The organism is Microbacterium sufflavum (assembly GCF_023101165.1).
In the GTDB taxonomy this organism is placed as follows: Bacteria; Actinomycetota; Actinomycetes; order Actinomycetales; family Microbacteriaceae; genus Microbacterium; species Microbacterium sufflavum.
Window position 1 is genome coordinate 2,954,824 of the sequence record NZ_CP078076.1, and the last position, 13,023, is coordinate 2,967,846.

Sequence of the window (13,023 nt, forward strand, 5' to 3'; positions counted from 1 at the left end):
GCGATTTATCTTGATGTCGAGATAAATCTATCACGCCGCGGCGGCATCCTCGCGCGAAGGCGCGCGGGGATAGAGCGCTCGGACCACCAGCCAGGTGACCGCGATGAGCGGCGCGAACAACGGCAGCCCCATCACCAGCTTGAACGTTCCGAGCGCTGTCACGTCGCCCGCGAGATACAGGGGGAACTGCACGGCCAGTCGCGCGAAGAAGAGGGCCGCCCACGCGATGCCGAGCCAGAAGAAGGCGCGACGCTTGCGGCGGTCCGTCCGCCACGCGGTGCCCTCGCCCATGAGGAAGCCGGCGGCCAGACCGATGACCGACCACCCGATGAGCGCCGACACGAGGATGGCCGACCCGTACACGGCGTTGGTGATGAGCCCGGGGACGAAGTTGTCCTCGCCGCGCCCGGTCCAGAGCGCCAGTCCTGCGGCGGCGACCGCGGCGATCAGGCCGCCGAGCGCCGCGGACGGTGGCGACTTCTGGACCAGGCGCACGATCGTGAACATCGCGGCAAGCCCGACGGAGACACCGAGCGGAAGGATCAGCGGCTGCGGGCGGAGGGTGAAGAGGATGACGAACGCAAGGCTCGGGAGCACCGATTCGACGATGCCGCGCCAGCCGCCCATCGCCGACCACACGACCGTGTGCGTGCTCGCGCTCTGCGCGGGATCGAGGCCCGCCTTCCTGGCCGCTCCCCCCAGCGCGGCACCCAGGATCTCCGACGCGGTCTGCGGGCGCTCCGGCTCCTCGGGAACCGGGGAGCTCACGCCGAGCCCGGGGTCGCCGGCATCTTCAGGGGGATGAGGTCACGCGGGGGCATGGGGGCGCCGCCACGCACGACGACGATGGAACGGAACAGGTCCTCCACCTTCGCGGCCGCCTCGGGATCGGACGCCGCCGCCCCGCCGATCACACCGCGCAGGAACCACCGCGGGCCGTCGATGCCGATGAAGCGTGCCAGACGCAGGCCGGAGCCCTCGGCCGCCGTGGCCGGGACCTCGGCGAGCAGCTCCTTGCCCAGCGGGCCCTCCCGCTCCTCGACCCGTCCGCCCTGCGCCTTCACCTGATCACGTAGCTGCACGCGGGTCTCGTCCCACAGACCGCCCGACCGGGGTGCCGCGAACGGCTGCACCTGCAACGAGGACTCCGCGTAGTCGAGTCCGACGGCGACGATGCGCTTGGACTGCTCCTCGACCTCGAGGCGCAGGTTCAGACCCTCGCGCGGAAGGATCTTGATCCCGCCGAGGTCGATGTACGGGCGGACCGGGTTCGCCTCGGAGTCGTCGAAAGGACCCTCCGTGGCGCGGTTCTCCGGCGCCGACTTGGAGGGGGTCGCGTTGTTGTCGCTCATCTCGCCTGTCCTGCTTCGTTCGCGGTGGCCTGTGCCTGGTAGCCGGTCGATCCGAATCCCCCGTCGCCCCTGACGCTGTCCGGGAGCTCCTCGACCGGCAGGAACCGGGCGCGGGTCACGGGCATCACGATGAGCTGGGCGATGCGATCGCCGACGGCCACATCGTACGCGCTGTGGATGTCCGTGTTGATCAGGCTCACCTTGATCTCACCCCGGTAGCCGGCGTCGACGGTGCCCGGTGCATTGACGATGGAGATCCCGTGCTTCGCCGCGAGACCACTGCGCGGAACGACGAAGGCCGCGTAGCCGTCCGGGAGGGCGATGCGCACGCCGGTCGGGACGAGAGCCCGCTCCCCCGGCTCCAGGTGCACGGCCTCCGCGGCGACCAGATCGGCGCCCGCGTCACCCGGGTGCGCATAGCCGGGGACCACTGCGGCGATAATGGGGACATCAACGGAATCGGTCACCCCATGAGGCTAATGCAGAACCCCGCCACCGCCGCACGTCCCCGCTACCGGGAGCGGCTCGCACCGAGCCTCTGGCTCCTCGTCACCGTCGCTCTCGCCGGACCGATGGTCTCGCTCATCTTCGTCCCGGTCGGATCGACGGTCGCCCTCGTCCTCGGCGCGCTGGTCTCCGCCGCGCTCGTCCTCGCGGTCATCGGTCTTGCCCCGGTCGTCTCGGTCGAGGACGGCGTGCTCCGCGCCGGTCGCGCGCACATCGACGTGACCCACCTCGGCGAGCCGCTCGCGCTCGATGGAGCAGACGCACGTCACGCCAGAGGACCCGGACTCCCCGCCCGCGGGTGGCACCTCATCCGCGGCGGCATCGACGGCCTGGTCGTGGTGCCCAACCTCGACGACGCGGATCCGGTCGTGGCGTGGACCATCTCGACCCGCACCCCCGACCGCCTCGCTGCGGCGATCCGCGCCGCGAAAGGCTGAGCCACCCGCCAACGACAGCGCGCCCCTGACCGGATGGTCGGGGGCGCGTCATGCGTCGCTCGGAGGACTGCTCAGGCAGCGCACTCCTTGCAGATGGGGCCGTCGGGTCCCTCGTGGTCGAGCTGCGAACGGTGCTTCACGAGGAAGCAGCTCATGCACGTGAACTCGTCCTGCTGCGCGGGCAGCACGACGACGTCGAGCTCGAGGTCGGAGAGGTCCGCGCCCGGCAGGTCGAAGTTCGAGGGGTTGTCGGAGTCCTCGTCCCCCGTCGTGCCGGACAGCTTGTCCGGCACACGCTCCTTCAGGGCTTCGATCGACTCGGAGTCGTCTTCACTCTTTCGGGGAGCGTCGTAATCGGTTGCCATGCGGTGAATCTCCACTTTCATGGTGCGAGTGGGCGGGTGTGCCGTCGGGTAATCGGCGGCCATAGTTTGCATGACGGTGGGGCATTTCGCAAATGCCTCCGCATGCGACAGGGCAAACTCACGGCACGCCCGCGATATTCCCTGTTCCGCCCCCTCCCCCGTGACACCATGAACGCACACCCATCAGAGGGGCATTCGCATGGAAAACGTCACCATCGTCGGCACTGAAGCAGGAGTCCTCGTGCTCGCGACCGAGTCGGGCGAACGCTTCGCGCTGCCCATCGACGACGTGCTGCAGCGGGAGATCCGCCGCGCCACCCGACAGGCCGAACCGACCGCCCAGAAGCTCGCCGCGAGCCCGCGCGACATCCAGGCGCAGATCCGCGCCGGTCTCACCGCACCGGAGGTCGCCGAGCTGCTCGCTATCGCGGTCGACGACGTGGTCCGCTTCGAGGGGCCGGTGCTCGCCGAGCGCGAGCACATCATCGGCCAGGCTCTCGCCGTGCCCGTGCTCATCGGCAGCGAGGTCGAACCGGACGCCCAGCCGACGTTCGGCGCGGCCGTGCGCGCCAAGCTCGCAGAGGTCGCGGCGACATCCGAGCGCTGGGCGAGCTGGAAGGAGGACACCGGCTGGATCGTGAAGCTCGAGTTCACAGCCAACGACGTCGATCACGACGCCCGGTGGAGCTTCGACCCCCGGCGCAGCGCGCTCTCGCCCCTCAACGCCGACGCCACTCAGCTCTCCCGCCAGGGCTCGCTCCCCGAGGGACTGATCCCCCGGCTCCGCGCGGTGGAAGCCGACCGGACGACGTCGCCGTACAAGGACGACAGCCGTTTCGACTCCGGTGCCTTCGGACCGCGCCTCGTGCCCACCCCGGAGGCGGAGGTCGAAGAGCCGTCGCTGCCGGAGCGCTCCGCCCCCGCCGTCCAGGACGCGGCGATCAACCGCGCCCCCGACTCCAGCGCCCCGAGCGCCGAGACCGCCGACCTGCTGGAGGCCCTGCGACGGCGTCGGGGTCAGCGTGAGTCGTCACCGCTGCTCGAGGAGCACGAGGAGAGCCGCGAGGAGTCGAGCCCGATCTCTCTCTTCGAGGCCTTCGACGATGTCAGCGAGCCGGAGACGACGGAACCGGAGTCGCCGCGCAGCCCTGCCGAACCGGCGGAGAGCGGCGGCCGTCGTCGTCGGCGCAACGCCATGCCGTCGTGGGACGAGATCGTCTTCGGAGCGCGCACCGACGAGTGAGTCGCGCTCTCCGCGGTGGCGTCGGCGTCACCGCGCGAAGGCACCGAGACGGATGAGCGGCACCCGCGTCTCCTCATCGGTCATGGCACCGTGCTGTCCGATCATGCCGCGATTGCGCTGATCCGCTGCGGTGCCGTCGTACACCGCCCAGGACGCGCGCGCGATCACGAGCACGTCCCCCACCCGGGCAGCCGCGGCCTCCGTCACCGCGGGACCGAACAGGCCGGCCCTGATGGCGTCGTCGCGCGTCACGACATCGGCGGCGCCCTCCAGGTCGGTGCGCAGCCGGGAGAGCACCGCGCTCTCGTCGGCGGCCGGCTCCAGGTACACGTGCAGCATGCGCGGCTCGCCGCCCAGGTGCCGCACCCCGCGCAGGTGCGATTCATCGAGGACCGCCTGCCGATGGACGGGGACATCGACCATGCCGTGGTCGGAGGTCACCAGGACGCCGACGCCCGCAGGCACACGAACGCTCAGGGCGGCATCGATGCGCTCCAGCGCCGCGACCCACTCCGCGGAGGCGATCCCGTAGCGGTGCCCCGCCTTGTCGACCTCGGGCAGATAGCAGTAGACGAAGGAGCCCGGATGGTCGTGGGCGAGAGCGAAGGCCGCCTCGACCCGATCCTCCGGGGTCAGCGCGGGGACGAAGGTCGCGCCGCGCAGCGTCGCGCGCGTGAACCCGCTCGTGGCGTACGCGGCGAGCCCCACGGCGAACGTCTCTCGGCCCGCGGCAGCCTCCCCCTCGAAGACGGTCGGCACCGGCTGCCACGCGAGCGGGTCGAGCCCGTCGCTCTCCCACCCGCTGAGCTGGTTCACGAGCACGTCACGCTCGCGGTCGAGGACGCGGTACCCCACCAGCCCGTGCTCGCCGGGCCAGGCGCCCGTCACGATGCTGGTCAGCGCGGCAGCCGTCGTCGACGGGAACACGCTGTGCGCGACATCCCGCTTCGTCATCGCCCCGCTGAGCGTACGCGCATGACCGGAGTGGCCGCGGAGACCGAGCGCCCCCAGCCCGTCGACCACCACCAGCACGACCGACTCCGCGCGCGGGAGCAGCTCCGACTCGCCGCGGAGAGCGGCGCTCAGGTCGCCCGCCACCCCGACGACGCTCCGGGCGCTGGGCGAGGCGGACGGTAGCATGAGGGACATCCGAGCCAGTCTGACACAGGCTCCCGTACGCCCCCAGGAAGTCCATGCCGAAAACCCCGCCGTCCGAGCCCGTCGACGAACGCATCCAGGACATCGATCTCTCTCACGAGATGCAGGGCTCCTTCCTCGAATACGCGTACTCCGTCATCTACTCCCGCGCCCTTCCGGACGCGCGGGACGGGCTCAAGCCGGTGCAGCGCCGCATTCTGTTCCAGATGGCCGAGATGGGTCTGCGCCCCGACCGCGGTCACGTCAAGAGCGCGCGCGTCGTCGGCGAGGTGATGGGAAAGCTGCACCCCCACGGCGACTCGGCCATCTACGACGCGCTCGTGCGGCTCGCCCAGGAGTGGGCGCTGCGCGTGCCGCTCGTCGACGGGCATGGCAACTTCGGCTCACTCGACGACGGCCCGGCGGCCGCCCGGTACACCGAGGCGCGACTCGCGGCCGCCGCACTCTCCCTCACGGAGAACCTCGACGAGGACGTCGTCGACTTCATCCCCAACTACGACGGCCAATTCCAGCAGCCCGCCGTGCTGCCCGCGGCCTTCCCGAACCTGCTGGTGAACGGCGCCAGCGGTATCGCCGTCGGCATGGCGACGAACATGGCCCCGCACAACCTCATCGAGGTCGTCGCCGCAGCCGTGCACCTCCTCGAGCACCCGGACGCCACCACGGAAGAGCTGATGGAGTACGTGCCCGGCCCCGACTTCCCCTCGGGCGGCATCCTGATGGGCCTCGACGGCGTGAAGGACGCGTACACCACGGGTCGCGGCGCCCTGAAGGTCCGCGGCAAGACATCGATCGAGCCGCTCGGCCCCCGCCGCACGGGCATCATCGTCTCCGAGCTGCCCTACATGGTCGGCCCCGAGCGACTGATCGAGAAGATCCGCGACGCCGTCCAGGCCAAGAAGCTGCAGGGCATCAGCGACGTCACCGACCTCACCGACCGCAACCACGGACTGCGCGTGGCCATCGGCGTGAAGACCGGGTTCGATCCGAACGCGGTCCTGGAACAGCTGTATCGGCTGACACCGCTGGAAGACTCGTTCAGCATCAACAACGTCGCCCTGGTGGACGGGCAGCCGCGAACCCTCGGCCTCAAGGAGATGCTGAGCGTCTACGTCGGGCATCGCATCGAGGTCATCACCCGCCGCAGCCGCTACCGCCTCGCCCGGCGCGAGGAGCGACTGCACCTCGTCGAGGGCCTCCTCATCGCGATCCTCGACATCGACGAGGTCATCCAGGTCATCCGCTCCTCCGACGACTCGGAACAGGCGCGCACCCGCCTGCGCTCGGTCTTCGATCTCAGCGAGCCGCAGGCCGAGTACATCCTCGAGCTGCGGCTACGGCGCCTGACCAAGTTCTCCCGCATCGAGCTGGAGACCGAGCGCGACGCGCTGCTCGCCGAGATCGCGGACCTGCGAGAGCTGCTCGGCAGTCCAGCGCTGCTCCGCGCCGCCGTCGCCCGCGAGCTCGACGCCGTGGCCGACGCATACGGGACCCCGCGACGCACGCTGCTGCTCAACGCGGCTCCGCCGAAGCCCCGCGCCGCCAAGGGGGCCGCTGACCTGCAGATCGCCGACGCGCCGACCACGCTCGTGCTGTCCACCACCGGTCGTGCCGTCCGGGTCGACCTGGGCGACGGCCAGGAGCTCACGGCCCCCACCCGCCGGAGCAAACACGACGCCATCCTCGCCACGGTCGAGACCACGGTGCGCGCAGAGCTCGGTGCGCTCACGAGCAGCGGACGGGTCGTGCGCTTCTCCCCCGTCGACCTTCCGTCGGTTCCGGCGAGCTCGGTCCAGCTGGCGGCCGGCGCCCCGCTGCGCGATTACCTCGGCATCACCACGAAGGGCGAGCGCATCCTCGGGTTCGTCCGCTTCGACAGCGACACGCCGATCGCCCTGGGCACCGCGCAGGGGGTGGTGAAGCGCATCGTGCCGTCGACGCTCCCCGTCCGCCCGGAGCTCGAGGTGATCGGCCTCAAGCCCGGCGACACGGTCGTGGGTGCGGCGGAGTCCCCCGACGACGCCGAGCTCGTGTTCCTCACCTCCGATGCGCAGCTGCTCCGCTTCGCGGCCGCGAGCGTGCGACCGCAGGGCGCTGCCGCCGGAGGTATGGCCGGCATCAAGCTCGGGGCCGGCGCCACGGTGCTGTTCTTCGGGGCGGTCGCACCGGGGGTCGACGCGGTGGTGGCGACCGTGTCGGGCGCCGAGAGCATTCTGCCCGGAACCGATCCAGGACGCGCGAAGGTCTCGTCGTTCGCGGAGTACCCCGCGAAGGGACGAGCGACCGGCGGGGTGCGCGCCCACGCCTTCCTGAAGGGCGAGGACCGGCTGACGGTCGCGTGGGTCGGCCCGAACCCGCCGCTCGCGGTCGACCCGACCGGCGCCGTCCGCAAGCTTCCGGAGTCCGGCGCACGTCGCGATGCCTCCGGTCAGCCCATCGACGGCGTGATCGGCAGCATCGGGCGCACGATCGTCTGAGCGCGCGGAGAGCCGTCGAGCGGGGTGCCCGGGCTTCGGGCTCCCCGCTGCGTGTCAGGCGTCGATGGACTCGCGCGACAGCCGGTCGGCCGAGTCGATGATGAACTCGCGCCGAGGAGCGACCTCGTTGCCCATCAGCAGCTCGAACACGCGACCGGCGGCCTCCGCGTCCTCCATGCGGACGCGACGGAGCAGACGCCCGGAGCGGTCCATGGTCGTGTTCGCCAGCTGCTCGGCGTCCATCTCCCCGAGACCCTTATAGCGCTGGATCGGCTCGTGCCACCGCTTGCCCGCCTTGCGGAGCTTCGCCAGCAGCGCGTGCATCTCCTGCTCGGTGTACGTGTAGATCGTCTCGTTCGGCTTGGACCCCGGGTTGATCACGATGATGCGGTGCAGCGGAGGAACGGCGGCGAACACGCGGCCGTGCTCGATCAGTGGTCGCATGTACCGGAAGAACAGCGTGAGCAGCAGGGTGCGGATGTGGGCGCCGTCGACGTCGGCGTCGCTCATCAGGATGATCTTCCCGTAGCGCGCCGCCTCGATGTCGAACGTGCGACCGGAGCCCGCTCCGATCACCTGGATGATCGACGCGCACTCCGCATTGGAGAGCATGTCCCCGACCGAGGCCTTCTGCACGTTGAGGATCTTTCCGCGGATGGGCAGGAGTGCCTGGAACTCGCTGTTGCGCGCGTTCTTGGCCGTGCCGAGAGCGGAGTCGCCCTCCACGATGAACAGCTCGCTGCGTTCGACGTCGTTGGTGCGGCAGTCGACGAGCTTCGTGGGGAGCGTGGACGACTCCAGCGCGTTCTTGCGACGCTGTGTCTCCTTGTGCGCCCGCGCGGACACCCTGGCCTTCATCTCGGACACGATCTTGTCGAGGAGCTGCGTGGCCTGGCTCTTGTCGTCGCGCTTGGTCGACGTGAAGCGCTGCAGGAGCTCCTTGCGCATGACCTGGGCGACGATCTGCCGCACCGCCGGCGTGCCGAGCACCTCCTTGGTCTGGCCCTCGAACTGCGGCTCGGGCACGTTGACGGTGAGCACGGCCGTGAGCCCGGCCAGCACGTCGTCCTTCTCCAGCTTGTCGTTGCCGACCTTCAGCCGGCGGGCGTTCTGCTCGACCTGCGCGCGGAGAACCTTCAGCAGCTCCTGCTCGAAGCCCTGCTGGTGCGTGCCGCCCTTGGGCGTGGAGATGATGTTGACGAACGAGCGGATGCGGGTGTCGTAGCCCGTGCCCCAGCGCAGCGCGACATCTACTTCGCAGACGCGCTCCACCTCGGTCGCGACCATGTGGCCGTCCGCCTGCAGCACGGGCACCGTCTCGCGGAACGTGCCCTCGCCCTGGATGCGCCACGTGTCCGTCACCGGCGGATCGATGGCGAGGTAGTCGACGAACTCGGAGATGCCGCCCTCGTACAGGTACGACGTCTCGATCGGCCCGGCGGGAGCGCCGTCGTCGCCGACGGGCGCCGTGCCGGCGCGCTCGTCGCGCACCACGATCTCGAGGCCCGGGACCAGGAACGCCGTCTGTCGCGCACGCGTCTCCAGCTCCGCCAGCTGGAACGCGGCATCCTTCGTGAAGATCTGCCGGTCGGCCCAGTAGCGCACGCGCGTGCCGGTGACGCCGCGCGGCGCCTTGCCGATCACCCGCAGCTCGCTCTTCTCCTCGAACGGCGTGAACGGCGCGTCGGGCCGCTTCTCGCCGGAGTCGCGGAACACGCCAGGCTCGCCGCGGTGGAACGACATCGCATAGGTCTTGCCGCCGCGATCGACCTCGACGTCGAGACGCTCGGAGAGGGCGTTGACCACCGAGGCGCCGACGCCGTGCAGTCCACCGGACGCGGCGTACGAGCCGCCGCCGAACTTCCCGCCGGCGTGCAGCTTGGTGTAGACGACCTCGACGCCGGACAGCCCGGTGCGCGGTTCGACGTCGACCGGGATGCCGCGGCCTCGGTCGTGCACCTCGACGCTGCCGTCCTCGTGCAGGATGATGTCGATGCGCGACCCGTTGCCGGCGACGGCCTCGTCGACGGAGTTGTCGATGATCTCCCACAGGCAGTGCATGAGCCCGGGCGAACCGTTCGAGCCGATGTACATGCCCGGTCGTTTGCGGACCGCCTCGAGTCCTTCGAGCACCTGGAGATGATGGGCGGAGTACTCGGCATTCACAATCTCCGAGTCTATTCGCGCGGGCGCCGTGGACTCGGCCGACACTCCCCACGCGTCGGCAGTCGGCGCGGGCCCGTACGCGCTGAGCGAAACACGCCGACAACCGGGCATGCCCACAGGCGGGGCGTGGTTGTATTGAGCACGACCAACAAGGACGCCGACACCCGAGGAGGCCCCGAGATGAATGCAACGACCGAACGTGAGACCTCCGCTGTCGAGTTCCGGCTGACCGCGATGGACCGGTGCGACTCCTGCGGTGCGCAGGCCTACATCGCCGCCGAGGTCAACGGCTCCGAGCTCCTGTTCTGCGCCCACCACGGCCGCAAGTACGAGGAGAAGCTCCGCAGCGTCGCCACCAGCTGGCACGACGAGACCGCTCGCCTCGTCGAGACGGTCTGATCGCGCGGGTGGAGTGAGCCGGACCCGCCGGCTCAGTCCACCGGCACGCGACGGATCCGCGGGCTCAGCCGCGTGAGGATCTCCTCTCCGACCGTGTCGATCCGTTCCGCGAGCGTCGTGGCCGAGGACTCGCCCGCCTCTCCGGGACCGAAAATCGTCACCTCGTCCCCGACGGACAGTCCCGCCCATCCCTCGATCTGCGCGAAGAACGGTTCGATCCTTTCGAGCACGCGTGCTCCGGCCGGCGTGCCGACCCGGGCCCCGACGAGCGTCGATGGCAATCCGTCGAAGGCGCCGACCTCGATCACCGCGCGGCCCTCCTCCACGCGTGCGACCGGCGCCACCAGTCGCGCGACCGGGCGCACACCCTCCAGCTCGGGCCCGTCCGCGGAGCGGATCCCGTAGCAGAACGCACCGATGCGGGCGACGGTGCCCCGCAGCTCGGGACGCCACCACGACGCGGCGGACGCGGTGAGGTGAAGGGCGGCCGGTGTCGGGCCCGTCCCCCCGGCGGCGCGGACCGCATCGAGGAACACGGCCTGCGCGTCATCGTCCTCGCGATCGCTCGCCTCCGCGATGTGGCTCCAGATCCCCTCCAGGGACAGGTGTCCGGCAGCCTCTGCAGCCCGAGCCTGCGCGATCGCCCCGGGCCAGTCCTCCGGGAGCACGCCGTTGCGGTGCAGGCCCGTGTCGATCTTCAGGTGCACGCGCGCAACAGCCCCGAGCGCCTCGGCGCGCGCGATGATGCGGTGCAGGTACTCCACAGTGCCCACGCCGAGGTCGATCCCCTGGAGCAGCGCCTCGTCGATCTCCGCATCCGTCGAGGTGGCCCACGCGAACACCCTCGCCTCAGGGCCCACGAGCCGTCGCACGTCGAGGCCGCCCCGCACGTCGTAGCTTCCGAACGACGTCACCCCCGCCTGTACGGCCGTCTCCACGGTCCAGGTGAGGCCGTGGCCGTAGGCGTCGTCCTTGAGCACGAGCATGAGCTCGCATCCGTCGAGGCGGGAGGTGACCGCCGCGATGTTGTCGCGGAGCGTCCGCGCGCTCAGCCGCAGCTCGGGGCGGCTCATGCCTCCCACCCCCGCACGGCATGCGAACCGGCGACCGCGACCAGCTCCGCGGCGGACATGTCCGTCGCCGAGGACCATCGGACGATCTCGTCTCGGGCGGGTCCGGTGCCACCGAAGTACGTCACCTCGGCGCCGACCGGGGCCTCCGTGCCCTCCAGATCGACGACGCAGACGTCCATGGCCACGCGGCCGACGATCGGGCGGAGGATGCCGTCCACCTCGACCAGGGCGATGTTGCCGAGCGCGCGCACGATGCCCTGGGCGTACCCTCCGGTCACGAGCGCGACCGTGGTGTCGCCCGACGCGCGGAACGTGTAGCCGTAAGAGACGGCGTCGCCCGCGCGCAGCGGCTTGGTCGACATCACGCGTCCCGTCAGCCGCAGGACCGGTGTCGCGTCGTGATTGCTGCCGGGGAGGCCGTAGAGGATCGACGGGTCGATGTCCGGTTCCCCCGTGGTGACCCCCGCGATGCCCTCCAGCCGCAGCATCTCCACCTCGCCCTCGCTGTCCACGCGCACCTCGCGGGCACCGGCCACCGTCACGGCGTGGGCCACGGCGAGCAGCCCGTGACCCCAGGCGTCGCGGCGCAGGTCTGCTCGCACTCCCCCCTCGCGGACGGCCGCAACCGCTGCGGCGGTGAGGGCGGAGCGGGAGATCAGCGCCCGCGGAAGCGCACTCGAGGTCGTGTCACACACGTGATCCAGCCTAGCTTCGTGTTCCGGGATCCCGGTGTGACTCCCCCGTAGACTGGACGGCATCCCCAACCCCCGGAGCTCCATGACTCGTCTTTCTCTCGCGCCCCGCATCCGCTACCTCCTCGGCCGCGCCCGTCGCATCGACGTCGGCTCCGTCGTCGAGCGAGCGAAGGAGGCCTCTGCACAGCACCACAAGCCCGTCCCGACGATCGTCGTGGACATGCTGTGGTCCGCCGCGCGGCACAACGTGGGGTTCCAGGACTACATCGACTACGACTTCGCGATGCTCACCCGTGCCGAGCGCGACACCTACATGACGCACCCCGTGTCGAACCAGCTCTCCCAGAAGTACGACCGCCCGGACTTCCGGTGGATCTTCCAGGACAAGATCGAGTTCAACCGGAAGTTCTCCGAGCACCTCCATCGCGAGTGGCTGGTGGTCGAAGAGGGCAACGCCGCCGAGGTGCGCGCGCTCACGGAACGCCTGGGGACCATCGTCACCAAGGAGCCGATCGGTCAGGCGGGCACCGGTGTGCACCGGTACCACGCGGCCGATATCGACGACTGGGATGCCTTCCACCGCGGGCTGCTGAGTCGCGGCGAGCTCCTCATCGAAGAGGTCATCCGACAGCACGACGACCTCGCCGCCGTCTGCCCTGGCACCGTGAACACGACCCGCATCACCGCGTTCTTCGACGGCGAGAAGGCGCACATCCTCGCGATGGCTCAGAAGTTCGGGCGGGGCGCCGTGAGTGATCAGATGACTTTCGGGGGCTTCTACACGATGCTCGACGAGAACGGACACGCGGTCGGCGCGGGGTACGACTCGCACGGCCACGTGCACGAGACGCACCCGGACTCGGGCTTCCGCATCGCGGACTTCCAGCTGCCCTTCATGGACGAGGTGCGAGCCTTCATCGACCGCGTGGCCAGGGTCGTGCCCGAGGTGCAGTACGTCGGCTGGGACGTCGTCGTCACGCCGGACGGTCCCGTGCTCGTCGAGGGCAACTGGGGCGCCGGCGTGTACGAGAACAAGCCCAGCGTCACCGGGATCCGCACCGGCCACAAGCCGCGCTACCGCGAGGTCATCGGGTTCTGACCACCACGACAGAACGCCCCCGGATTCCTCCGGGGGCGTTCTCGTCGAACCA

13 protein-coding genes are annotated in these 13,023 nt (G+C 70.3%); 5 read left to right on the plus strand and 8 right to left on the minus strand.

From position 1 onward, the window contains the following. Positions 1-30: 30 nt before the first annotated feature. The 3 genes from KV394_RS14360 to dut are packed head-to-tail and all read right to left on the minus strand — an operon-like array spanning position 31 to position 1,819. Positions 31-768 (minus strand): DUF3159 domain-containing protein, encoded by a 738-nt coding sequence (locus KV394_RS14360; RefSeq protein WP_247981737.1) that lies wholly within the window; start codon positions 766-768, stop codon positions 31-33. Then, on the minus strand, positions 765-1,352 hold the full coding sequence (locus KV394_RS14365) for a DUF3710 domain-containing protein (protein ID WP_136033035.1): 588 nt from the start codon (positions 1,350-1,352) through the stop codon (positions 765-767). The genes KV394_RS14360 and KV394_RS14365 overlap by 4 nt, the downstream gene beginning before the upstream one ends. Continuing rightward, a complete protein-coding gene (gene dut / locus KV394_RS14370) occupies positions 1,349-1,819 on the minus strand; it encodes a dUTP diphosphatase (protein ID WP_136033032.1) in 471 nt (156 codons plus the stop codon). Before dut ends, KV394_RS14365 begins: the two co-directional genes overlap by 4 nt. 12 nt (positions 1,820-1,831) lie before the next feature. Here dut and KV394_RS14375 point away from each other — a divergent pair, with 12 nt between their 5' ends. Next, positions 1,832-2,296 carry a DUF3093 domain-containing protein gene (locus KV394_RS14375; protein WP_136036097.1) on the plus strand — a complete coding sequence of 155 codons (465 nt, stop codon included), beginning with the start codon at positions 1,832-1,834 and terminating at the stop codon, positions 2,294-2,296. A gap of 71 nt (positions 2,297-2,367) precedes the next feature. On the opposite strand, the gene KV394_RS14380 is transcribed toward KV394_RS14375, so the two are convergent. Continuing rightward, positions 2,368-2,661: a DUF4193 domain-containing protein gene (locus tag KV394_RS14380; protein WP_025103572.1), complete on the minus strand. Its 294-nt coding sequence runs from the start codon at positions 2,659-2,661 to the stop codon at positions 2,368-2,370. Positions 2,662-2,860: 199 nt separating this feature from the next. Here KV394_RS14380 and sepH point away from each other — a divergent pair, with 199 nt between their 5' ends. Next, positions 2,861-3,904: a septation protein SepH gene (gene sepH, locus KV394_RS14385; RefSeq protein ID WP_247981738.1), complete on the plus strand. Its 1,044-nt coding sequence runs from the start codon at positions 2,861-2,863 to the stop codon at positions 3,902-3,904. Between the two features lie 27 nt (positions 3,905-3,931). Here sepH and KV394_RS14390 read toward each other — a convergent pair whose 3' ends face one another. Then, positions 3,932-5,053 carry an alkaline phosphatase family protein gene (locus KV394_RS14390; protein WP_247981739.1) on the minus strand — a complete coding sequence of 374 codons (1,122 nt, stop codon included), beginning with the start codon at positions 5,051-5,053 and terminating at the stop codon, positions 3,932-3,934. 44 nt (positions 5,054-5,097) lie between these two features. On the opposite strand from KV394_RS14390, the gene KV394_RS14395 reads away from it, so the two are divergent. Continuing rightward, positions 5,098-7,539, plus strand: coding sequence for a DNA gyrase/topoisomerase IV subunit A (locus KV394_RS14395; RefSeq protein WP_247981740.1), 2,442 nt, complete (start codon positions 5,098-5,100; stop codon positions 7,537-7,539). A gap of 54 nt (positions 7,540-7,593) precedes the next feature. Here the strand turns inward: KV394_RS14395 and KV394_RS14400 are convergent, their stop codons facing one another. Next, the gene (locus KV394_RS14400; protein WP_372490596.1) at positions 7,594-9,705 is read right to left on the minus strand and encodes a DNA gyrase/topoisomerase IV subunit B; all 2,112 of its coding nucleotides are present in this window, start codon (positions 9,703-9,705) and stop codon (positions 7,594-7,596) included. Positions 9,706-9,885: 180 nt separating this feature from the next. Here KV394_RS14400 and KV394_RS14405 point away from each other — a divergent pair, with 180 nt between their 5' ends. After that, complete coding sequence (locus KV394_RS14405) at positions 9,886-10,104, plus strand: DUF7455 domain-containing protein (protein ID WP_136033021.1); 219 nt, start codon at positions 9,886-9,888, stop codon at positions 10,102-10,104. A 32-nt stretch (positions 10,105-10,136) separates the two neighbouring features. On the opposite strand, the gene KV394_RS14410 is transcribed toward KV394_RS14405, so the two are convergent. After that, complete coding sequence (locus KV394_RS14410) at positions 10,137-11,177, minus strand: alanine racemase (protein ID WP_247981741.1); 1,041 nt, start codon at positions 11,175-11,177, stop codon at positions 10,137-10,139. Continuing rightward, a complete protein-coding gene (locus tag KV394_RS14415; RefSeq protein WP_247981742.1) occupies positions 11,174-11,872 on the minus strand; it encodes an alanine racemase in 699 nt (232 codons plus the stop codon). The genes KV394_RS14410 and KV394_RS14415 overlap by 4 nt, the downstream gene beginning before the upstream one ends. 82 nt (positions 11,873-11,954) lie before the next feature. Between KV394_RS14415 and KV394_RS14420 the strand changes: the two genes are divergently transcribed. Continuing rightward, positions 11,955-12,971, plus strand: coding sequence for a sugar-transfer associated ATP-grasp domain-containing protein (locus KV394_RS14420; protein ID WP_247981743.1), 1,017 nt, complete (start codon positions 11,955-11,957; stop codon positions 12,969-12,971). Positions 12,972-13,023: the final 52 nt, after the last annotated feature.